General features: G+C 60.5%; 16 protein-coding genes and 1 pseudogene. 5 read left to right on the plus strand and 12 right to left on the minus strand.

The features are described from left to right. Positions 1-101 precede the first annotated feature (101 nt). The 5 genes and pseudogenes from FEE99_RS01265 to FEE99_RS01285 all read right to left on the minus strand — a co-directional run bounded on the left by FEE99_RS01265 (position 102) and on the right by FEE99_RS01285 (position 6952). Entirely contained in the window at positions 102-3119 is a 3018-nt protein-coding gene (locus tag FEE99_RS01265; protein WP_041476748.1) for a sarcosine oxidase subunit alpha, read from the minus strand. Beyond that, positions 3116-3445: a sarcosine oxidase subunit delta gene (locus FEE99_RS01270; protein ID WP_041476749.1), complete on the minus strand. Its 330-nt coding sequence runs from the start codon at positions 3443-3445 to the stop codon at positions 3116-3118. Before FEE99_RS01270 ends, FEE99_RS01265 begins: the two co-directional genes overlap by 4 nt. 14 nt (positions 3446-3459) lie before the next feature. Next, a pseudogene (locus tag FEE99_RS01275) lies at positions 3460-4709 on the minus strand (sarcosine oxidase subunit beta family protein). Between the two features lie 21 nt (positions 4710-4730). After that, positions 4731-5984, minus strand: coding sequence for a serine hydroxymethyltransferase (gene glyA, locus FEE99_RS01280; RefSeq protein ID WP_024014589.1), 1254 nt, complete (start codon positions 5982-5984; stop codon positions 4731-4733). Between the two features lie 257 nt (positions 5985-6241). Next, positions 6242-6952: a TraX family protein gene (locus FEE99_RS01285; RefSeq protein ID WP_041476750.1), complete on the minus strand. Its 711-nt coding sequence runs from the start codon at positions 6950-6952 to the stop codon at positions 6242-6244. A gap of 126 nt (positions 6953-7078) precedes the next feature. On the opposite strand from FEE99_RS01285, the gene FEE99_RS01290 reads away from it, so the two are divergent. From FEE99_RS01290 to FEE99_RS01305, 4 genes are all read left to right on the plus strand, one after another. Next, entirely contained in the window at positions 7079-8119 is a 1041-nt protein-coding gene (locus tag FEE99_RS01290; protein WP_016772826.1) for a threonine aldolase family protein, read from the plus strand. Between the two features lie 159 nt (positions 8120-8278). Beyond that, a complete protein-coding gene (locus FEE99_RS01295; protein ID WP_041476751.1) occupies positions 8279-8764 on the plus strand; it encodes an Hcp family type VI secretion system effector in 486 nt (161 codons plus the stop codon). Continuing rightward, the gene (locus FEE99_RS01300) at positions 8761-10224 is read left to right on the plus strand and encodes a hypothetical protein (RefSeq protein WP_041476752.1); all 1464 of its coding nucleotides are present in this window, start codon (positions 8761-8763) and stop codon (positions 10222-10224) included. Before FEE99_RS01295 ends, FEE99_RS01300 begins: the two co-directional genes overlap by 4 nt. Further along, entirely contained in the window at positions 10221-10985 is a 765-nt protein-coding gene (locus tag FEE99_RS01305) for a hypothetical protein (RefSeq protein WP_052392126.1), read from the plus strand. Before FEE99_RS01300 ends, FEE99_RS01305 begins: the two co-directional genes overlap by 4 nt. A gap of 58 nt (positions 10986-11043) precedes the next feature. Here the strand turns inward: FEE99_RS01305 and gbcB are convergent, their stop codons facing one another. Further along, entirely contained in the window at positions 11044-12144 is a 1101-nt protein-coding gene (gene gbcB / locus FEE99_RS01310; RefSeq protein ID WP_016772824.1) for a glycine-betaine demethylase subunit GbcB, read from the minus strand. Between the two features lie 296 nt (positions 12145-12440). Between gbcB and gbcA the strand changes: the two genes are divergently transcribed. Then, on the plus strand, positions 12441-13736 hold the full coding sequence (gbcA, locus tag FEE99_RS01315; RefSeq protein ID WP_016772823.1) for a glycine-betaine demethylase subunit GbcA: 1296 nt from the start codon (positions 12441-12443) through the stop codon (positions 13734-13736). Between the two features lie 871 nt (positions 13737-14607). On the opposite strand, the gene etfB is transcribed toward gbcA, so the two are convergent. The 6 genes from etfB to FEE99_RS01345 form a co-directional block, all read right to left on the minus strand. After that, positions 14608-15378, minus strand: a complete 771-nt coding sequence (gene etfB, locus FEE99_RS01320) for an electron transfer flavoprotein subunit beta (protein ID WP_041476753.1) — start codon at positions 15376-15378, stop codon at positions 14608-14610. Between the two features lie 9 nt (positions 15379-15387). After that, entirely contained in the window at positions 15388-16608 is a 1221-nt protein-coding gene (gene etfA, locus FEE99_RS01325) for an electron transfer flavoprotein subunit alpha (protein WP_041476754.1), read from the minus strand. After that, positions 16608-18557, minus strand: a complete 1950-nt coding sequence (gene dgcB, locus FEE99_RS01330) for a dimethylglycine demethylation protein DgcB (RefSeq protein ID WP_041476755.1) — start codon at positions 18555-18557, stop codon at positions 16608-16610. Before dgcB ends, etfA begins: the two co-directional genes overlap by 1 nt. Positions 18558-18670: 113 nt before the next feature. Beyond that, complete coding sequence (gene dgcA / locus FEE99_RS01335) at positions 18671-20731, minus strand: dimethylglycine demethylation protein DgcA (RefSeq protein WP_041476756.1); 2061 nt, start codon at positions 20729-20731, stop codon at positions 18671-18673. Between the two features lie 15 nt (positions 20732-20746). Further along, positions 20747-21277, minus strand: a complete 531-nt coding sequence (locus tag FEE99_RS01340; RefSeq protein ID WP_039757633.1) for a 4-vinyl reductase — start codon at positions 21275-21277, stop codon at positions 20747-20749. Positions 21278-21382: 105 nt separating this feature from the next. Further along, positions 21383-22360 carry a dipeptidase gene (locus tag FEE99_RS01345; protein WP_024014597.1) on the minus strand — a complete coding sequence of 326 codons (978 nt, stop codon included), beginning with the start codon at positions 22358-22360 and terminating at the stop codon, positions 21383-21385. Positions 22361-22363: the final 3 nt, after the last annotated feature.

The raw sequence follows: 22363 nt of genomic DNA on the forward strand, positions 1-22363 counted from the left end.
CCGCCGCCTTCGCGAGCAGGCTCGCTCCCACAGGGGAACGCGATCGAATGTGGGAGCGAGCCTGCTCGCGAATAGCCGCCCGCCCACCGCTCCCGAGGTTGTCAGATGTTCTGCCGATCACCCTTCGGATCGAAGAACACCGAAGAAACAATCTCCGCCTCGATCACGCTGCCATCGGCCAGCGGTGCGAACACCCGCTCGCCCATGCGCTTGAGACCGCCCTTGACCACACCCATGGCAAACGAATAACCGAGGGAGTTGTGCGCGTAACTCGAGGTCACGTGGCCGACCATGGTCATCGGGATCGCCTGCTTGGTGTTGAACACCAGCTGCGCACCTTCCGGCAGCCATTTGGTCGGATCGATCGGCTTGAGGCCGACCAGTTGCTTGCGCTGGTCTTTCACGCAATCTTCGCGGTTCATGCCGCGCTGGCCGATCCACGAGAACGGTTTGGTGCGACCGACACACCAGCCCATGTTCAGGTCGTCGGGGGTCATCGAGCCGTCGGTGTCCTGGCCGACGATGATGAAGCCCTTCTCGGCCCGCAGCACGTGCATGGTTTCCGTGCCGTACGGCGTCAGGTTGTACTGCTTGCCGGCCTCGACGATCTTCTCCAGCACGCCCATCGCATAATCGGCCTGCACGTTGACTTCGTACGACAGCTCACCAGTGAACGAGATACGGAACACCCGCGCCGGCACATCGCCAACCAGACCTTCTTTCCAGGTCATGAACGGGAACGCTTCGTTGCTCAGATCAATGTCGGTCACGGCGCTGAGCAGCTTGCGGCTGTTCGGCCCGGACAGGGTCATGGTCGCCCAGTGATCGGTAACGGAGGTGAAGTACACCTTCATATCCGGCCATTCGGTCTGGTGGTACAGCTCCAGCCATTGCAGCACGCGAGCCGCGCCGCCGGTGGTGGTGGTCATGACGAAATGGTTGTCGGCCAGGCAAGCCGTCACACCGTCGTCGAAGACCATGCCGTCTTCCTTGCACATCAAACCGTAGCGAGCCTTGCCCACGTCGAGCTTGGTCCAGGCGTTGGTGTACACGCGGTTGAGAAACTCGCGGGCATCCGGGCCTTGAATGTCGATCTTGCCGAGGGTCGAAGCATCGAGCAGGCCAACGCTGTCGCGCACGGCTTTGCATTCGCGCTTGACCGCCGCGTGCAGGTCTTCACCGTTTTTCGGGAAGTACCAGGGACGCTTCCACTGACCGACGTCTTCAAACTCGGCGCCGTTCTTCACATGCCAGGCATGCAGCGCGGTGTAGCGCACCGGTTCGAAGATGTGCCCGCAGTGTCGACCGGCCACGGCGCCGAAGGTCACCGGCGTGTAGTTCGGACGGAACATGGTGGTGCCCATCTGCGGGATGGTCACGTTCAGCGAACGGGCGGCAATGGCCAGACCGTTGACGTTGCCGAGCTTGCCCTGATCGGTGCCGAAGCCCAGCGCGGTGTAGCGTTTGACGTGCTCGACCGACTCGAAACCTTCACGGGTCGCCAATTCGATACCACCGGCGGTGACATCGTTCTGGAAGTCGACGAATTGCTTCGGTGCACGCGCCGAGTTCTTCTCGTGCGGCACCTGGAACAGCGCCAGGGTCGGCTCTTCGAGACGGCTCAGGGCTTTCGGCAACACGCCTTCGACGGTCTGGAAACCGGCTTCGGCAGCAGCGCGCACGCCACCTTCAAAACCGTCGGCCAGCGAATCGCCGAGCGCGTAGACGCCATTGATGCCACCGACGCACACGCGCTTCTGCGGTGCTTCGCCCGGTACGAAACCGAGAATGTCTTCGCGCCAGACCGGTTTGCCACCGAGGTGCGAAGCCAGGTGAACCACCGGGCTGTAACCACCGGAGCTGGCCACCAGGTCGCAGTCGAGCCATTCGCCCGGACTGGTCACGGCGTGGGCCTTTACGTCAATCGCGGCGACGCGGGCAGCGGTCACACGCTTGCTGCCACGCACTTCGATGACGGCGCTGCCGGTGAGGATGCGAATGCCTTTGGCGCGCGCTTCTTCGACCAATGCACCGCGCGGATTGCTGCGGGCATCAGCGATGGCGACCACTTGCAGACTGGCATCGAGCCAATCCAGAGCGACGCGATAGGCGTGATCGTTGTTGGTCGACAGCACCAGTTTTTTGCCCGGCGCTACGCCATAACGACGCACGTAGGTCGACACCGCGCCGGCTAGCATGTTGCCCGGCACGTCGTTGTTGCCGTACACCAGCGGACGCTCGTGGGCACCCGTCGCCAACACCACGCGCTTGGCGCGGACACGGTGGATGCGCTGCCGCACCTGACCGATTGGCGCGCGGTCACCGAGGTGATCGGTGAGGCGTTCGTGAATGGTCAGGAAGTTGTGGTCGTGGTAACCGTTGACCGTGGCGCGCGGCAACAGCAGCACGTCCGGGGTGTTCTTCAATTCAGCGATGACGCTGGCGACCCATTCCATCGCCGGTTTGCCGTCGAGGCTTTCGCGCGAGTCGAGCAGGCTGCCGCCGAACTCTTCCTGCTCATCGGCCAGAATCACGCGGGCACCGCTGCGCGCAGCGGCCAGGGCTGCGGCGAGACCGGCCGGGCCGGCACCGACGATCAGCACGTCGCAGTGCTGGTTCATGTAGTCGTAGGTGTCCGGATCGTTCTCGGTCGGCGAACGGCCGAGGCCGGCAGCCTTGCGGATGTACTTCTCGTAAGTCATCCAGAACGATTGCGGGTACATGAAGGTTTTGTAGTAGAAACCCGGCGGCATCAGCTTGCCGCCGACCTTGCCGAGAATCCCCATCATGTCGTTGTTGACGCTCGGCCAGCCATTGGTGCTGGTGGCGACCAGGCCCTGATACAACGCCTGTTGCGTGGCGCGCACGTTGGGAATCTGCGTGGCTTCGGTGGCACCGATCTGCAGCACGGCGTTCGGCTCTTCGGAACCGGCCGCGAAGATGCCGCGAGGACGCGAATACTTGAAGCTGCGGCCGATGATATCGACGCCGTTGGCAATCAGTGCAGCAGCCAGCGAGTCGCCTTCATAGCCTTTGTAGGTCTGGCCGTTGAAGGTGAAGCTCAGCACTTTGTTGCGGTCGATCCGTCCACCGTTGGACAGGCGATTGGTCTGGCTCATACCTTCTCTCCCAGCGCCGTCGTGGCTGTTTTCGCAGCGCCTGCCTTGTCGGTGAATTGCGGCTTCTCGCCGATCTTGTAGCTCTCGAGAATCTCGTAGGTCACGGTATCGCGAGTGACGTTGAAGTACTGGCGGCAACCGGCAACGTGGTCCCACAGTTCGTGGTGCAGACCGCGCGGGTTATCGCGGAAGAACATGTAGTCACCCCACTCCTCATCGGTGCAGGCGTTCGGATCCAGCGGCCGCGGGATGTGCGCCTGACCGGATGCGTGGAATTCCTCTTCAGAGCGCAGTTCGCCGCAGTGAGGACAGAAGATATGCAACATGGGGATTTCTCCTGTTAGTGGGCAACCGCAGCAGCGCCGTGTTCATCGATCAACGCACCGTTGTGGAAACGGTCGATGGAGAAAGGTGCAGCCAATGGGTGCATTTCACCCTTGGCCAGACTCGCGGCAAACACGTTGCCCGAGCCAGGTGTGGCTTTGAAACCGCCGGTGCCCCAACCGCAGTTGAAGAACATGTTTGGTACCGGAGTCTTGGAAATGATCGGGCAAGCGTCCGGGGTGGTGTCGACGATGCCGCCCCACTGGCGGTTCATGCGTACGCGGGACAACACCGGGAACATCTCGACGATGGCCTGAATGGTGTGTTCGATTACCGGGTACGAACCACGCTGGCCGTAGCCGTTGTAGCCGTCGATACCGGCGCCGATCACCAGGTCGCCCTTGTCGGACTGGCTGATGTAACCGTGTACGGCGTTGGACATGATCACGCTGTCGATAATCGGCTTGATCGGCTCGGACACCAGCGCTTGCAGCGGGTGGGATTCGATCGGCAGGCGGAAACCGGCAAGCTTGGCCATGTGCCCGGAGTTACCGGCCGTCACCACGCCGACGCGCTTGGCGCCGATGAAACCCTTGTTGGTTTCAACGCCGATGCACACGCCGTTTTCCTTGCGGAAACCGATCACTTCGGTCTGCTGGATCAGGTCCACGCCCAAGGCATCGGCGGCACGCGCGAAGCCCCAGGCCACGGCATCGTGACGGGCGACGCCGCCGCGACGCTGCACGGTTGCGCCCATGATCGGATAGCGGGTGTTTTTCGAGCAGTCCAGGTACGGAATTTCGTCCGCAACCTGCTTGGCGTCGAGCAGTTCGCCGTCGACGCCGTTGAGGCGGTTGGCGCTGACCCGACGCTCCGAATCACGGATGTCCTGCAGGGTGTGGCACAGGTTGTAGACGCCGCGCTGGGAGAACATCACGTTGTAGTTGAGATCCTGCGACAGGCCTTCCCACAATTTCATCGCGTGTTCGTAGAGGTGCGCCGACTCGTCCCACAGGTAGTTGGAGCGCACGATGGTGGTGTTGCGTGCGGTGTTACCGCCGCCCAGCCAGCCCTTCTCGACCACGGCGACATTGGTGATGCCGTGCTCCTTGGCCAGATAGTAGGCCGTCGCCAGGCCGTGCCCGCCGCCGCCGACGATGACCACGTCGTAGACTTTTTCGGGGTGGGCGTGCGCCACATGCGCTGCCAGTTTTCGTGGTGGCTGAGCGAGTGTTTGAACAGGCCGAAGCCGGAATAGCGTTGCATAGTCATTACTCCAAAACCGACTCAGCGATAAACCGGGAAGTCTGCGCACAGGGCCGAGACCTGCTGGGCGACATTGGCCTCGACATCGGCGTCGCCGAGGTTGTCGAGGATGTCGCAGATCCAGCCGGCGAGGGTTTCGCACTGGCTGACCTTGAAGCCGCGCGTGGTCACCGCCGGGGTGCCGATGCGCAGGCCCGAGGTCACGAACGGCGACTGCGGGTCGTTCGGCACGGCGTTCTTGTTCACGGTGATGTGGGCACGGCCCAGCGCGGCGTCGGCGTCCTTGCCGGTCAGGCCCTGACGGATCAGGCTGACCAGGAACAAATGGTTGTCGGTGCCGCCGGAGACCACATCGTAGCCACGCTTGATGAACACGCTGGCCATCGCCTGGGCGTTGTCGATCACTTGTTGCTGATAAGCCTTGAAGCCAGGCTCCAGTGCTTCCTTGAAGCACACCGCTTTACCGGCGATGACGTGCATCAGCGGGCCGCCCTGGGCACCGGGAAAAACGGCCGCGTTGAGCTTTTTCTCGATCTCTTCGTTGGACTTGGCCAGGATCAGCCCGCCACGCGGACCGCGCAGGGTTTTGTGCGTGGTGGTGGTGACCACATCGGCGTACGGCAGCGGGTTCGGGTACAGGCCGGCAGCGACCAGACCGGCGACGTGGGCCATGTCGACGAACAGCAGCGCACCGACCTTGTCGGCGATTTGGCGGAAGCGCGGGAAATCCAGAGTCTTCGAGTAAGCGGAGAAACCGGCAACGATCATTTTCGGTTTGCACTCGACGGCCAGACGCTCGACTTCGTCGTAGTCGATCAGTCCGGTGTCGGTGTTGATGCCGTACTGCACAGCGTTGTAGAGCTTGCCCGAGGACGACACTTTGGCGCCGTGGGTCAGGTGACCGCCGTGGGCCAGGCTCATGCCGAGGATAGTGTCACCCGGCTGGATCAGCGCCAGGTACACGGCGCTGTTGGCCGAGGAGCCGGAGTGCGGCTGGACGTTGGCGTAGTCGGCGCCGAACAGTTGCTTGGCGCGTTCGATGGCCAGCGCTTCGACCTTGTCCACATGCTCGCAGCCACCGTAGTAGCGCTTGCCCGGATAGCCCTCGGCGTATTTGTTGGTCAGGCCGCTGCCTTGCGCCTGCATGACGCGCTTGCTGGTGTAGTTCTCCGACGCGATCAGCTCGATGTGATCTTCCTGACGTTGCTCCTCGGCATTCATCGCCGCCAGCAGTGCATCGTCGTAACCCTGGATCTGGTCTTGCTTGCTGAACATCGCGTCTCTCCCAGCGGCATCTGTGCGCCATTCGTCTCGGTAAGGCACTGGCAATGATGGCAGTGCCCTTTGATGCGATGGTATGACCGGCACAGACAGCTCAAATGCCTGCGCGCGCCACGCAAAGGTGCGTTTACGACATGGCTGGAAATGACCCGAAGAATGCACTCCCCCTGTAGGAGCTGCCGGAGGCTGCGATCTTTTGACTTTGACTTTGAAGATCAAAGGATCGCAGCCTTCCGCAGCTCCTACAGGGGTCAGGCGATGATTTGGCGGATGGCGAGCAGCAGGAGGAAATGCGCGGGATACAGCGCATATGCCCAGCGCCGCATCGGTGGTGGCTGCAGATGTCGCCCATGTCGCAACAAGAACATTCCCAGCATCGGCGCAAACAGACACGTCGCCAGACCGAGAATCGCCACGCTGTTGCCGAACCGCGCAGATTCGAGCAGCACCTGCCATTGGTTCGCCGCCAGACACACCAGCCCCGGCAACAGGCTGAAATACCAGGGTCGGCGGAACACCAGCAGCATCGCCAACGGCAACAATACGCCGAAGAAACCGAACATCAGTCGTTCTGAAAAAACCGCCGCAACCACCAGCGCGGCCAGTGCGAGCAATCGCGCCACCGAGGCTGAATCCTGCCAGCCGCGCGCCACCAGCAGGCCCAGCGCCAGCGTCGGCATCACGTTGAACGTGTCAGGGTCGGGGATATAAAAGCGATAAGGGATTTCGCTGATGGCGCTGAACAACAACAGCCAGCCCAGATAGCGCCATTCCATCTTGCGCGAACCGTCTCGTGCCAGATTCGCCGCCATCGCCAGGCAAAACCATGGAAACGCCAATCGCCCGGGCACATACAAACAATCGGCGGAGAAGCCGACATATCGCAGGTGATCGAGCAACATGCTCAGCAACGCCAGCCACTTGAGCAGATCCAGGGCACCGTCGCGTTGGCTCAGGTGCATAATCGGCCCATAAACTGGTAATTTTCCCCACCCGACATTGCATGTGCTCCCCGGAAGATCTTCGGTAAAGTGCGCATCCTCATTGACCACGAGCCTTCACAAGAGTCTCGATTACGGAAGCCGGCCATGACCGACAAGAGCCAACAATTCGCCAGCGACAACTATTCCGGGATCTGCCCGGAAGCCTGGGCCGCCATGGAACAGGCCAACCACGGCCACCAGCGCGCTTACGGCGACGATGAATGGACCGCCCGCGCGGCCGATCATTTCCGCAAACTGTTCGAAACCGACTGCGAAGTGTTCTTCGCCTTCAACGGCACCGCCGCCAACTCGCTGGCCCTGTCGTCGCTGTGCCAGAGTTACCACAGCGTGATCTGCTCGGAAACCGCCCACGTCGAAACCGACGAATGCGGCGCTCCGGAATTCTTTTCCAACGGCTCGAAGCTGCTGATCGCCGGCACCGAAAACGGCAAGATCACCCCGCAATCGATCCGCGAAGTCGCGCTCAAGCGTCAGGACATCCACTACCCGAAACCGCGCGTGGTGACCCTGACTCAAGCCACCGAAGTCGGCAGTGTGTACACCCCGGAAGAAGTCCGCGCCATCAGCGCAACCTGCAAGGAGCTGGGCCTGCATCTGCACATGGACGGCGCGCGGTTCTCCAACGCCTGCGCATTCCTCGGCTGCTCGCCCGCCGACCTGACCTGGAAAGCCGGCGTCGACGTGCTGTGCTTCGGCGGCACGAAAAACGGCATGGCGGTGGGTGAAGCGATCCTGTTCTTCAACCACAAACTGGCCGAAGACTTCGACTACCGCTGCAAGCAGGCCGGGCAACTGGCGTCGAAGATGCGCTTTTTGTCGGCACCGTGGGTCGGCATTCTGGAAAACGACGCCTGGCTCAAATACGCCCGCCACGCCAACCACTGCGCGCAACTGCTGGCAGAACTGGTCAGCGACATTCCCGGCGTCGAACTGATGTTCCCGGTGCAGGCCAACGGCGTGTTCCTGCAACTGTCCGAGCCGGCCATCGCCGCGCTGACTGCAAAGAACTGGCGCTTCTACACCTTCATCGGCAAGGGCGGCGCACGTTTCATGTGCTCCTGGGACACTGAAGAAGAGCGCGTGCGCGAACTGGCGCGCGATATTCGCGAGGTCATGTCGGCCTGATTCCCCTCCCAAGTAGCATTCCCATGCTCAGCACGGGAATGCAACCCAGAGGCTGCGCGTCGCGGACCTGCATTTTCAGAATCGGCCTACACCAAGGCCTACAGAAAGCACAAAAATCCCGCCATAGACTGCTTGCTCCCGATTCAAGGAGCGCACGCGATGGCAATTCCCGGCTACATGACGATCACGGGCAAGACCCAAGGGCTGATTTCGGCAGGCTGCTCAACGCCTGATTCGGTGGGCAACAGATATCAGGCGGCACACACCGATGAAATCATGGTGCTGTCGTACAGCCACAACCTCGCCAACCTCGACAACTCTCACCGAGCCACCCACGCGCCGGTCATTGTCACCAAAGTCGTCGACAAATCTTCACCGCTGCTGGCCCAGGCACTGGCCAACCGTGAAGAGCTCGACTGCAAGATCAACTTCTACCGAACCTCCCCTCAGGGTCAGCAGGAAAAATACTTTTCTGTCTCGATCGACGGTGCGGTGCTCACCGAACTGAACCTGGATATGCCCCACGTCATTCTGCACAACGACGCGGAACCTCAGGAGCAGGTCGCCATTCGTTATCGTGGCATCAGCTGGGTGCATCACCTCGCCGGGACCAGCGGCCATGCCTCGTGGGGCGAAGAAGGTTGAGCGATCAGCGCCATGGTCTCAGCGACGTTCGACACGTTGCCAGCAAGCTGCTCGGACAGGCACAGACAGTCGGCTCACATCATCTGGCATTCGGCAGTGCGCGCGTGCAGTTCAATCAGGAGGTCGCGCGCTTCGCCAAGGGCATTGTCGATGATGTCGCCAGCGGCCGCCTTTCAGCGGACATGGGCCTTGACGCCCTCGCACAGGAACAGCGCCATCTTCTGAACCAATCCAGAGTTCTGGTACGCGGCACTAAAGGTGCCGTTCCTGAAGCGGTAAAAAAACGCCCGTTATCGATGCTCAGGCAGCCTCATTCGCGCTCCGATCCAGACAGGTTGCTGCGCGCGATTCATCAGCAGAACCTCAGGGTGGCGCGCGTTAATAACAGCAGCACCGCGCGCAGCCCTCACCCCGTCAACGACTTGAAGTTCTTCCCCAGCGAGCACTGGCCGCAAGATCGCCCGGCCCCATCTGAGCCGGGGTTTTACATCGTGCCGAAAAGCATTGTCGCCGAGAAGCTTGAGGCACAACTGCTCCCCTCCGCCAACCCGAATGTCATCGCCAGATTCAGAAGTTTGAATCCGACCCCGGACATGATTAAAGCCGGTTCGATGATCGTGCTGAGCAACCCTGACAATCAGCAATGCACATACGAGGAAGCATTGCTGATGCAGACCGCGCGTTTCGTCAGTGCGACGCTGGAACCGCTGACCGTGGAAGAAGCGGATTTCATGGCGCAGCACTATGGCGTGATCCAGACCGCACTCGCCTATGAATCAAAAGTGATCGGGGTCGTCACGGCCATGGCAGCCAATCATCTGGATGGCATAAAAAATGTTCTCGCAGATCTTGAGAAGTTGCATGTTCATACGCTGGACGTAAAAGGCCACCGGGTCTCTGAAGAATTCATAAACAAGCGTGACCAATTACTCAAAAAGCTGGACGTCCAACTCAATCGGTTCACCCGGCAGAGTATTGGCATCCCCGATTACCCGAGCCTGAAGACCACTCTAGGCATTGATCATCCCTATCTTGTGCACCACTGGCGAAAAGCCGGCGGCATCGGCCAGAACCCAGGTTATGCCACGCATATTCGGGCAGTCAGCCAAGCATCACAGTACGTTAAATATGGCGGCTGGATCGGTACAGCGGTGGGTGGTGGCGCCTCCGCCTTAAAGGTGCAGGATGTCTGCATGCACGGAAGCGCGGAGGCATGTGAAAAAGTGAAGTTCACGGAGAGCGGAAGCTTTTTGGGTGGTGTGGGTGGCGGAATGGTTGCCGGCGCGCTCGCAAGCTTGACTGCCTCAACGATTTGCGTAGGCGCTGGCCTCCCGACAGGCGGGCTTGGCACTGTACTTTGCAGTGCGCTACTGGCAGGACTCGGAAATTACGCCGGCGGGACTTTGGGCGAGAAAGGCGGCGAACGGATCGCAGAGAAAGTATACGAGGCTGTTAGATGACTCTTCGCACTTCAGAGAAAATATTCTTGTTAATTGGTATTGTAGACTTCGTCGGCATATTTACTTTGATAGGAGTGATGTTGTATGTCGCGAAAACAAAGACCGAAACCATATTGAACCATCTAACAAACAGTTCTATTTCGAGCAGACTGATAATGCTTTGGCACGGAGGTCCTTGGGGCAAAATCTACATGATGGGAGAAGTGTTCGACATCATGCGAAACCCTGAATTTTACATTCACACCGGAAAACTTTGCGCGAAAGACTTCGAAAATTTCCCCAAAAAACTGAAAAAGAACCTGATTATTTTATACAAACTGGTTTTCATTTTTTTTGCAATTATGATGTGCTTGGGAATAAGCTCATCCGCAGATCAAATTAACAATATCGTAAAAGATCCAATTGTGATCATGACACTGGTGAGTTTCACAGGTCTTTTAGTGGTAAATGGAATTTTACTTTATACGGCCAAGAGAAGACTGGAAACGATCCTAAATAGCCTGAAACGCAGTTCAATCACATCGTCTTTGCTCATGTTATGGCAAGCGGGCCTGGGGGGACGTATTTATATGTTGGGTGAGATTTTCGGCATCCTCAAAAAACCCGCACGGTACATTTCCCAAGGCAAAGTCAGCGCAAGAGACGTTAAGAATTTCCCGCCAAAACTCAAACGCGACCTGCTCAAACTGAATAAATACCAGCAAATATTTGGCTTTGCCTTTGTGGGCTTCGGCCTGCTCGCTTTGTTCGGGCTGATTTGAAATTGCACTTTCCCGGTCGATCTCCTCATTTAGGAGATCGACCCAAGTTCATGCCTATTTAAAACTCAATCCGCACATCCCCCTTCGGCACGCTGCAGCACGACAGGATAAATCCTTCCGCCTCGTCATCCTCGGTAATCCCGCCGTTGTGCTCCATCTCCACTTCGCCGCCCAGTTTCATCACCTTGCACGTTCCGCAGATACCCATGCCGCAGGCTTTCGGGATCATCAGACCGAGCTTGGCGGCGGCTGCGTGGACGGTTTCGCCCGGGCCGACGCGAATGCTTTTGCCAGAGGCGGTGAATTCGACCTGATGCAGATCCGCGGCGTCGATTTCCGGTGCATCGGCGGCTTGTTCGGCCTGTTCCACCGCGTCGGCGCGGGCCTCGGGTGGCGTGGCGCCGAAGGATTCTTCGTGATAGCGCGACATGTCGTAGCCGGCCGCTTCCAGCAGGCGTTTGACCGCGGTCATGTACGGCGTCGGGCCGCAGCAGAACACTTCGCGCTCGAGGAAGTCCGGGACCATCAGTTCGAGCATCTTGTGATTCAGATAACCGCGATAACCGGCCCATGGCTCACCGAGGCCGTGCTTTTCGCAGATCAGGTGCAGGCTGAAGTTATCGATCCGCGACGCCATGTGCTCAAGCTCGCGGTGGTAAATGATGTCTTTCGGCGACCGCGCGCTGTGCACGAACGTCATGTCGACGTTGGCGTTGGTGTCGTAGAACCAGCGCGCCATCGACATGCACGGCGTGATGCCGACGCCACCGCTCAGATACAGGACCTTCGGGCTCGGGAAGTCGATCGCGTTGAACAGCCCGACCGGGCCGTGCACCGCCAGCTCCTGACCTTCATGCAGGGTGTCGTGCAACCAGTTCGAGACCTTGCCACCTGGCACGCGCTTGATCGTGACCGAGAAGCTGTACGGCACCGACGGCGAGCTGGAAATGGTGTAGGAGCGCATGATCGGCTGGCCTTCGATTTCCAGCTCCAGGGTGACGAACTGCCCCGGCTTGAAGAAGAACAGGATCGGCTGGTCGGCCATAAAGCAGAAGGTGCGCACATCCCAGGTTTCCTGGATGACTTTGACGCAACGGACAATGTGTCGGCCATTGGCCCAGGTCTGGGTGGTGACCGGATTCAGGAAGCTGTTGGACATGCTGTTCTCCACGGCCGACTGTCGGCCTCTTGTCGGCGATTCTGCGTATAGCGCAGACCGTGCGTTTACCTATCCGCGACATTGACATACTTATCGCGACCAGCCCTTGAACACCGGGCCTTGCGCGTCGGGAACAGATTGCGCCATGTCGCGCATGGATAAGGTTCCCCCCAGCGCCGGCCCCACACTCGCCCCAACACAAGACGACTTCTTTACACCTTGCGTAGCAACCGTTTTGCAGCACACCTGATCAGCCACTTTCGCCGGCCACGCAGAGGGCCATGAGGATTACATCGATGGACGTCACCGCAAAAATCAGCCTGGGCGATCCGCTGGAACCCGCACGCAAGGCCACCGCGCAAATGCTTCAGGAGCGCGAGCGCACTTTTTCGCTGCCACAGCCGTTCTACAGCGACGAGCGCCTGTTCGATATCGATATGCAGGAGATCTTCCAGAAGGAATGGTTGATCGCCGGCATGACCTGCGAGATCCCGGCCAAGGGTAACTACCTGACCCTGCAGGTCGGCAAGAACCCGATCATCGTCATTCGCGGCGCCGAGGGCGTGGTGCACGCGTTCCACAACGTCTGCCGCCACCGTGGCTCGCGCCTGTGCACCAGTGAAAAAGGCAAAGTCGCCAAACTGGTCTGCCATTACCACCAGTGGACTTACGAACTGGACGGTCGCCTGCTGTTTGCCGGCACCGAGATGGGCGCCGACTTCGACATGAAGCAGTACGGCCTGAAACCGGTGAACGTGAAAACCGCTGGCGGCTACATCTTCATCAGCCTGGCAGAGAACCCGCCGGCCATCGATGACTTCCTGTCGACGCTCAACCATTACATGGAACCGTACGACATGGAGAACACCAAGGTGGCGATCACCACCACCTTGATGGAAAAGGCCAACTGGAAACTGGTGCTGGAAAACAACCGCGAGTGCTACCACTGCAACGCATCGCACCCGGAACTGTTGAAAACCCTGCTGGAATGGGACGACGTCACCGACCCGCGCGCCGATCAGGCGTTCAAGGATCACGTCGCCGCCTCCGCCGCTGCCTGGGAAGCGGAAAAGATCCCTTACGCTCACGCCAGTTTCGGCTTGCGCAACCGCATCGTGCGCATGCCGCTGCTCAAGGGCACCGTGTCGATGACCCTCGACGGCAAGCAGGGCTGCGCGAAACTGATGGGCCGCATCAAGAACCCGGACCTGGGCTCGATGCGCATCCTGCACCTGCCGCACTCGTGGAACCACTGCATGGGCGATCACATTATCGTCTTCACCGTGTGGCCGATCAGCGCCCAGGAAACCATGGTCACCACCAAGTGGCTGGTGCACAAGGACGCCGTGGAAGGTGTCGATTACGACGTCGAGCGCATGCGCCAGGTGTGGGATGCGACCAACGATCAGGACCGCCGTCTGGCTGAGGAAAACCAGCGCGGGATCAACTCCACCGCTTACCAGCCGGGGCCTTACTCCAAAACCTATGAATTCGGCGTGGTCAACTTCGTCGACTGGTACAGCGAGCGGATGTTGAACAACCTCGGGGCTGAGCCAGCGCCTTACCTCAAAGGCGTACCGGTTCAGGGCTGATCAAGAGCAAAAGATCGCAGCCTGCGGCAGCTCCTACAGGTGGAATGCATTCCCCTGTGGGAGCGAGCCTGCTCGCGAAGACGCCCTGACCCACGCTACATCTTCCAGCTGATCAATTTCCGATCAACCACCCTCGCACCCATACCCACCAAGCCCTCCAGCCTTCCGCAAACAAGTTATCCACACACCCGCCCACAGCAAATGGGGGTAACTGTGGATGACTCAAAAAATATCCTGCTGATTTGCAAAGAAAAATCGTGACTTATGCTGAATCGCGGTTTCTCAAAACAATTGATCGTTTTTTGATCACACTCGTACACAGCACGTATTCAGAGGCCTGTAGCGGGTAGCGAACATGTTATCCACAGAAGCGCCAACAGAGATCGGGGACAACTTTCAATCTCCTGTGGAAAAACACCTATGACTGGGGAAAACTCCTTCGCGTCAACAGCTCTCGGCGCCCGGGGATCACATTTGATCAATAATTGATCAAGCTCATGTAAGCCCTGCTCCATATGGCCTACAGCTGATAGCGAACATCTTATCCACAGAAGCGCCAACAGAGATTGGGGGCAACTTCTCGATTAATACCGAGGGAAAAGCCCGAGAAATCCGTGAGTTACGCTGATCGTTTTTTGATCTTATGGCTGGAAGGCTTGAATGGCGTGGGATGCGCGGAAGGGCGAACACGTTATCCACAGCTTCGCCAACAGGGATTGTGGGTAAGCAGTACAGATTGGCGGTGAAGAAATGCCAATGTGGGAGCGAGCCTGCTCGCGAATGCGTCGGGTCAGTCGATGCATGTGCCGGCTGACAGTCCGCTTTCGCGAGCAGGCTCGCTCCCACAGGGGATATTGCCTGGAAGAGGTGACTAGCGGACAACGCCTTCTTCAATAAGCAACTTCAGAATCGCTTCAGCCCCAGCCTGCGCGGTAACGCCCTTGAGCACCTGCCCACCGCCACCACTGGCTTTGGCCGTAGCGGCCTTCATCCGGTCGGCGCCGCTCTTGGCCTTGATCACCTTCAAGCGCTTGGGCCGTGGCTTGGCCGGTTGCAGCGTGGCAACGGCCAACAATTCATCTTCCACCGTTTCAACGTCGTCGGCGGCCAATTCGCCCCGTCGCGCCGGGCCGTACGCGCTCTGCCGAGGCTTCGGCGCGGCGTTATCCACAGTCGCCAGAAACGGCAGTTTCACCTTCAAGCGGCGTCGCTGCCCGCGCGGTAACGCTTGCAGAACCAGCGCCGAACCGTCAGCGATCGATTCGACCTGCGCCAGGCCCACCACCAGCGGCCAGCCCAGGCCTTCGGCCAGGAGGAACGGCAACATCCCCGAACCTTCGCCGGTTTCCGCCTGACTGCCGGTCAGCACTACTTGCGCCCCGGCATCGCGCAGGTACGCGGTCAGCGCTGGCAAGGCGTCGGCGCCAGCGGGTTGTTCCAGCACATGCAGCTGTTCCAGGCCCATGCCCAGATAGGCACGCAGGGCCGGTTCGGCGACATCACCGGCATGCAGCACTTGCAGGTTATCCCCAGCCAATTGCAGGCCCAGTTCCACCGCGCGCGCATCCTGATCGGCGCGCCGTGGCCGACCTGAGGTCGGGTGAGCGCCGATTGAAACCAGACTGATAACGTTCGTGTTCATAGGGTTTCCTTACGCCGCATCGCGCTTGGCTTCGTTGCGGTAAGCCGCGACCGCTTCGATCAACGCTTGCAGAATCTCTGCGCTTTCGCCGATCACCGAGAGGTCGGCACGCTTGATCATGTCGCAACCCGGATCAAGGTTGATTGCCACCACCTTGTCGCAGGCGCCAATGCCTTGCAGGTGCTGGATTGCGCCAGATATACCCACAGCCACATAGACCCGCGCAGTGACCCAGGTGCCGGACGCGCCGACCTGACGATCGCGCGCCATGAAGCCGTCGTCCACCGCCACCCGCGAAGCGCCTTCGGTGGCGCCGAGGGCCGCCGCTGTTTCGTGAAACAGCTGCCAATCCTTGACGCCGTTGCCGCCGGAGAAAATGAACTCCGCTTCGGCCATCGGGATCGCTGCCGGATCCACCGCCACGGCACCAAGATCTTCGATTCGCGACAAGCTGCGCGCGACGCTTGTGGATAACTCCACTGGCAACGCTTCGTGTCGGGTTTCGCTGACCGGTTCTGCGCATTCGGCAGCGGCGAGAATCAACCGCGCCACCGGACGCGCCAGATCTTGCAATCCGGCGCCAGCGCGGCCGATGCACTCCTGATCCTTGACCTGCCAGACCCGCGTGGCCGGACGCTCACCCAGCGCTGCAGCAAAGCGTCGGCCGAGTTCGCCGCCACCGCTGCGGCTGTCCGGCAGCAACCAGTGACGCGGGTTGAATTGGTTATCCACAGCGCGCAACCCCTGCACCCGTTGTTCCGGTGCATAACCGCTGAATTCATCGCCTTCGAGCAGCAGCAGGCGATCGACGCCAGCGGTCTCGAAAGCGCTTTCCTTATGCTCGCCGAACACCACGGCGAGCACTGCACCATCGCTGCCGGCCAGTTGGTGAGCGAGGCCGAGCAGATCGCGGTCGTGGCTGCTCAGGCGACCGCCGACCATATCCGGCACCACGCTGATGTAGAACGCCGGGGCCGGAACCTGATGCAGCGGCAACTGCACTTCAACAGCAGCCGAGCGTTTGACCGCCCCACCCTGCTGCGCGCCGCTGCGGTCAATGCGTTTGATGCCGTTGGGGCCGATAAAACCCATGCCGTGCAGATTCTTGCGGATGACGCCGTTGGGACCCATCCAGCTGTGTTGCGCCGGTTGCATCGCCGCGTGCAGCGGATGCAGGCGGTTGCGCGCAATCCATTCGGCGCGAGGGTCGCGGCGGATAATGTCGCTCATCAGTGCACCTCCGCAGGTTCACGTTTGGCCGGGCTGGCAGGCTTGCTTGGCGCGGCGTCTTCGAGCAGCGCGTCGGCCACCAGTTCGGCGATGTCCTTGATCAGCGGACGCGGTTCGACCACGCCTTCGAGCATCGCCGTGCACTGTGGACAACCCACCGCCACCAGTTCGGCGCCGGTTTCGCGAATGTCTTCCATGCGCATGTCGGGGATGCGCTGCTTGCCCGGAATGTCGGTGATCGGCGCGCCGCCACCGCCGCCGCAGCAGCGTGAGCGGAAGCCGGAACGTTGCATCTCTTTGACTTCGATGCCGAGGGCACGCAGCACTTCGCGCGGCGCTTCGTACTCGCCGTTGTAGCGGCCCAGGTAGCATGGATCGTGATAGGTCACGCTATTGCCTTTGTGCTGCCCGAGGTTGAGCGCGCCGGCCTGAATGATCTCGGCCATGTAGGTGCTGTGGTGCTGCACCAGATAGTTGCCGTCGAAGGCGCCGTACTCGTTTTTCAGCACATGGAAACTGTGCGGATCGCAGGTGACGATGCGGTTGAAGCTGTATTTGGCCAACGTCTGGATATTGCGTTTGGCGAGCTGCTGGAACGTTGCTTCGTCGCCGAGACGGCGGGCCACATCGCCGCTGTCGCGTTCCTCAAGACCGAGTACAGCGAAGTCGACTTTCGCTGCCTTCAGCACTTTGACGAAGGCACGCAGGGTGCGCTGGTTGCGCATGTCGAAGGCGCCGTCGCCGACCCAGAACAGCACGTCGGTGGATTTCTTTTCGCTGAGCAGAGTGAGGTTCAGGTCCGCTGCCCAGTTCATCCGCCCGCCCGGGGCGAAACCGCCGGGGTTGTCGGTGGCGATCAGGTTTTCGAGGACTTCGGCGCCCTTGTTCGGCGTAGCGCCTTTTTCCAGGGTCAGATGCCGGCGCATGTCGACGATCGCATCGACATGCTCGATCATCATCGGGCATTCCTCGACGCAGGCGCGGCAGGTGGTGCACGACCACAGGGTTTCGGCATCGACCAGACCGTTGACGATCGGCTGGTGCGGATTGCCTGAATGCTCGCCGACTGGTTTGCCCGGATACGGGCTGCCGGCGAACTTCGCGTCAGTGCCGCCAGCAAGACCGACGACCATGTCCTGAATCAGTTTTTTCGGGTTCAGCGGCTGACCGGCGGCGAAGGCCGGGCACGCTGCTTCGCACTTGCCGCACTGCACGCAGGCGTCGAAACCGAGCAACTGGTTCCAGGTGAAATCCTTGGGTTTTTCCACGCCCAGTGGCGCATCGGGATTGTTCAGGTCCAGCGGTTTCAAACCGGTCGAGCGCCCGCCGCCAAACCGTTCCGGGCGACGGTGCCAGGCCAGGTGCAGCGCACCGGCAAAGGCGTGCTTCATCGGCCCGCCCCAGGTCATGCCGAAGAACAGTTCCGACACGCCCCACAGCACGCCAACACCGAGGATGGCGGCGAGCACCCAACCGCCGAAGTTTTCCGGCAGGATTCCCGCCACCGGCAGGGTCACCAGGAAAAACGACGCGGAGAAGGCCAGCAGGCTTTTCGGCAGGCGCATCCACGGGCCTTTCGACAGACGCGCAGGCGGATTGACCCGGCGCAGGTACATGAAGATCGCGCCGACGAACATCACCGCCGACATCAGCAGCAAGGCGTAGCCAAGGATGCGGTTATGCAGGCCGAAACCGTGCACCAGCATGGCCAGCACAATCGACGCCACCGCACCGCCCGCCGTGGCGACGTGGGTGTTGGCAATGTATTTGTCCCGCGCGACGACGTGGTGCAGGTCGACCATGTAGCGCTTGGGCATGGCCAGCAGACCGCCGAGCAGATCGACCTTCGCCGCCCGCCCCCGGCGCCACATGTTCATCCGCCGCAACGCGCCGAGGACAGCAAGGCCCAGGGCTGCGAACAACAGGATTGGAAGAAGGGTGTTCAACATCAGAGTCACCTCTGGCGAGCGGCAAGCTGCAAGCTACAAGCGGCAAGAAAGAGCAGCATGGATCGGCTGTGCTTTTACTTGCAGCTTGCAGCTTGTGGCTTGCAACTGAGCCGTCAAAAATCCTTACAGAGCCGAAGTGCGTCGTAAATGGCGGCGTGGGTATTACGCTGCGCCACGCAGTCGCCGATGCGGAACAGCAAGTAGCCGTCGCCCGCTTCGCTCAGCGAAGGTTGCGGCTGGATCGCGAACAGCGCTTCGACGTCGATCTGGCCCTTGTTGCGCGAGCCGTCCTTGAGCGCGTAGTAGATTTCCTCGTCCGGGCGTACGCCGTTTTCGACGACCACCTGATCGACCACCCGCTCCTCTTTCGCGCCGGTGTATTCGTTCTCCAGCACCGCGATCAGCTTGTCGCCTTCGCGGTAGACCTTCTCCAGCATCATGTCGCCGGTCATGATCACTTCTTTCGGGTACATGCTGCGGTAGTAGGTCGGGAACGATGTGCCGCCGATGGCCACGCCCGGTTTGATGTCGTCGGTGACGATCTCGACCTGGCTGCCCTTGTCGGCGAGGAAGTCGGCCACCGACATGCCGGTGAACTCGCAGATGGTGTCGTAGACCAGCACGTTCTTGCCCGGCGCAACCTTGCCGTCGAGCACGTCCCAGCTGCTGACCACCAGCCCTTCGGCCGCGCCCCAGTGCTCGTTCTGCTCAAGGTACGGATGACCGCCGACCGCCAGCACCACCACGTCCGGACGCAGGTCCATGATGGTGTCGGCATCCGCCGCCGTGCCCAGGCGCAGATCGACTTTCAGCCGCGCCAGTTCCAGCTGGAACCAGCGGGTGATGCCGGCGATCTGGTCACGCTGCGGTGCTTTCGATGCGGTGGTGATCTGCCCGCCGATGAAGTCTTTTTTCTCGAACAGCGTGACGTCGTGGCCACGCTCGGCAGCCACGCGTGCGGCTTCCATCCCGGCCGGGCCGGCACCGACGATCACCACTTTGCGTTTCGGCCCGGTGGATTTCTCGATGATGTGCGGCACGCCCATGTATTCACGGGAGGTCGCGGCGTTCTGGATGCACAGCACGTCCAGGCCCTGATACTGGCGGTCGATGCAATAGTTGGCGCCGACGCACTGCTTGATCTGGTCGATCTGGCCCATCTTGATCTTGGCGATCAGGTGCGGGTCAGCGATGTGCGCGCGGGTCATGCCGACCATGTCGACGTAACCGCCTTCAAGGATGCGCGTGGCCTGGTTCGGGTCCTTGATGTTCTGCGCGTGCAGCACCGGCACCTTGACCACTTCCTTGATCCCGGCAGCCAGGTGCAGGAACGGCTCCGGTGGATAACTCATGTTCGGAATGACGTTGGCCAGGGTGTTGTGGGTGTCGCAACCCGAGCCGACCACGCCGATGAAATCGAGCATGCCGGTGTCGTCGTAATACTTGGCGATCTGCTTCATGTCCTCGTGGGACAAGCCGTCCGGGTGGAACTCGTCACCGCACAGGCGCATGCCCACGCAGAAGTCGTCACCGACCTCGGCGCGCACGGCTTTGAGCACTTCCAGGCCGAATTTCATCCGCCCTTCGAAGCTGCCGCCCCATTCATCGGTACGCTTGTTGACGCGCGGGCTCCAGAACTGGTCGATCATGTGCTGGTGCACTGCCGACAGTTCGACGCCATCGAGGCCACCGGCCTTGGCCCGGCGCGCCGCCTGAGCGTAGTTGCCGATCACCCGCCAGATCTCTTCCGGCTCGATGGTCTTGCAGGTGGCGCGGTGCACCGGTTCACGGATGCCCGAGGGCGACATCAAGGTCGGCCAGTTGAAACCGTCCCAGCGCGAGCGACGGCCCATGTGGGTAATCTGAATCATGATCTTGGCGCCATGCTTGTGCATGGCGTCGGCCAGATTCTGGAAGTGCGGAATGATCCGGTCGGTGGACAGATTGACCGAACTCCACCATTCCTGCGGGCTGTCGATCGCCACCACGGACGAACCGCCACAGATCGCCAGGCCGATGCCGCCCTTGGCTTTCTCTTCGTAGTATTTGACGTAGCGGTCGGTGGTCATGCCACCGTCAGTCGCGTAGACCTCGGCGTGCGCGGTGCTGAGCACGCGGTTGCGGATGGTCAGTTTGCCGATCTGGATCGGCTGGAACATTGCTTCGAAAGCCATGGCACGGTCCTCGGCTTACAACGGCTTGACGATGAACAAGCCGTCATCGTGGCCCTCTTCGGAGCCTCCGTAGACTTGTTCGGCCACAGTACGGATCTTGCTGCCACGGGCTTCGAGGATCTGATCCATGGCGCCGGCGAACCAGCCGGTGAACATGTAATCGACCTTGCGCCCGACCTTGCCGTAGACATAGACAAACGCCGAGTGCTCGAGCTTGACGCTGGCGGTGCCTTTGTCGAGGTCGATGTCCTGGATCTTGAACAGACCCCAGCCGCGCTGCGACAGGCGCTTCATGTAGTGCTCGAACACCGCGACGCCCTCCAGGCCGTGGCATTCTGCTTCCTTTTCACACCAGTGCCAGGCGGATTTGTAGCCGGCCTTGTAGAGGATCTCGGCATAGGCTTCAGCGCCGAGCACTTCCTCGATGCCCATGTGGTTGTTGACGAAAAAGTGACGCGGCACATACAGCATTGGCAGGGCGTCGGAGGTCCAGACACCGGTCTCGCTGTCGACTTCGATTGGCAATTGCGGGGCGATCTTGGCCATGGAAACTTAACTCCAGAAAAATGATGGTTCAGTGTTGGCCGCGGCCCTCACCCCAGCCCTCTCCCGCAGGAGAGGGGGCAGATCGGCGGCGGTCTTGAGAAAGCGTTATTCGCCCCAGACGTTCTTAAGGACGCTTACCCAGTTCTCACCCATGATCTTGCGCACCACACGCTCGGAATGGCCGCGCTTGAGCAGGGTTTCGGTGAGATTGGGGAATTCGCCGACGGTGCGGATGCCCAGCGGGTTGATGATCTTGCCGAAGCTGGTCAGGCGGCGGGCGTAGCCCTTGTCGTGGGTCAGGTATTCGAAGAAGTCCTGGCCGTGACCCTGAGTGAAATCGGTGCCGATACCGATGGCGTCTTCGCCGACGATGTTCATGGTGTATTCGATGGCTTCGGCGTAATCGTCGATGGTCGAATCAATGCCCTTGGCGAGGAACGGCGCGAACATGGTCACGCCGACGAAACCGCCGTGGTCGGCAATGAACTTCAACTCTGCATCGGATTTGTTGCGCGGGTGCTCTTTGAGACCCGACGGCAGGCAGTGCGAATAGCAGACCGGTTTTTTCGATTCGAGAATGACTTCTTCGGAGGTCTTGGAACCGACGTGGGACAGGTCGCACATGACGCCGACGCGGTTCATTTCAGCCACAATTTCGCGACCGAAACCCGACAGGCCGCCGTCACGCTCGTAGCAACCGGTGCCGACCAGATTCTGGGTGTTGTAGCACATCTGCACGATACCGACGCCGAGCTGCTTGAACACCTCGACATAGCCAATCTGGTCTTCAAAGGCATGGGCATTCTGGAAGCCGAAGAGGATGCCGGTCTTGCCCTGCTCCTTGGCGCGACGGATGTCGGCGGTGGTGCGCACCGGCATCACCAGGTCGCTGTTTTCGCGGATCAGTTTCTGGCTGGCAGCGATGTTGTTCACGGTCGCCTGAAAGCCTTCCCACACCGACACAGTGCAGTTGGCTGCCGTCAGACCGCCCTTGCGCATGTCTTCGAACAGCTCGCGGTTCCATTTGGCAATGATCAGACCGTCGATAACGATGCTGTCGGCGTGTAATTCGGCTGGGCTCATCAG

Source organism: Pseudomonas sp. ef1, from assembly GCF_007293365.2.
Lineage (GTDB): Bacteria > Pseudomonadota > Gammaproteobacteria > Pseudomonadales > Pseudomonadaceae > Aquipseudomonas > Aquipseudomonas siliginis.

Coding starts and splice junctions, on each gene's coding strand:
- FEE99_RS01290 (WP_016772826.1), top strand. CDS start 7,079: ATGACCGACAAGAGCCAACAATTCGCCAGCGACAACTATTCCGGGATC.
- glyA (WP_024014589.1), bottom strand. CDS start 5,984: ATGTTCAGCAAGCAAGACCAGATCCAGGGTTACGACGATGCACTGCTG.
- FEE99_RS01265 (WP_041476748.1), bottom strand. CDS start 3,119: ATGAGCCAGACCAATCGCCTGTCCAACGGTGGACGGATCGACCGCAAC.
- dgcB (WP_041476755.1), bottom strand. CDS start 18,557: ATGTTGAACACCCTTCTTCCAATCCTGTTGTTCGCAGCCCTGGGCCTT.
- etfA (WP_041476754.1), bottom strand. CDS start 16,608: ATGAGCGACATTATCCGCCGCGACCCTCGCGCCGAATGGATTGCGCGC.
- FEE99_RS01340 (WP_039757633.1), bottom strand. CDS start 21,277: ATGGCCAAGATCGCCCCGCAATTGCCAATCGAAGTCGACAGCGAGACC.
- FEE99_RS01345 (WP_024014597.1), bottom strand. CDS start 22,360: ATGAGCCCAGCCGAATTACACGCCGACAGCATCGTTATCGACGGTCTG.
- FEE99_RS01270 (WP_041476749.1), bottom strand. CDS start 3,445: ATGTTGCATATCTTCTGTCCTCACTGCGGCGAACTGCGCTCTGAAGAG.
- FEE99_RS01305 (WP_052392126.1), top strand. CDS start 10,221: ATGACTCTTCGCACTTCAGAGAAAATATTCTTGTTAATTGGTATTGTA.
- FEE99_RS01285 (WP_041476750.1), bottom strand. CDS start 6,952: ATGCACCTGAGCCAACGCGACGGTGCCCTGGATCTGCTCAAGTGGCTG.
- FEE99_RS01295 (WP_041476751.1), top strand. CDS start 8,279: ATGGCAATTCCCGGCTACATGACGATCACGGGCAAGACCCAAGGGCTG.
- gbcA (WP_016772823.1), top strand. CDS start 12,441: ATGGACGTCACCGCAAAAATCAGCCTGGGCGATCCGCTGGAACCCGCA.
- etfB (WP_041476753.1), bottom strand. CDS start 15,378: ATGAACACGAACGTTATCAGTCTGGTTTCAATCGGCGCTCACCCGACC.
- gbcB (WP_016772824.1), bottom strand. CDS start 12,144: ATGTCCAACAGCTTCCTGAATCCGGTCACCACCCAGACCTGGGCCAAT.
- dgcA (WP_041476756.1), bottom strand. CDS start 20,731: ATGGCTTTCGAAGCAATGTTCCAGCCGATCCAGATCGGCAAACTGACC.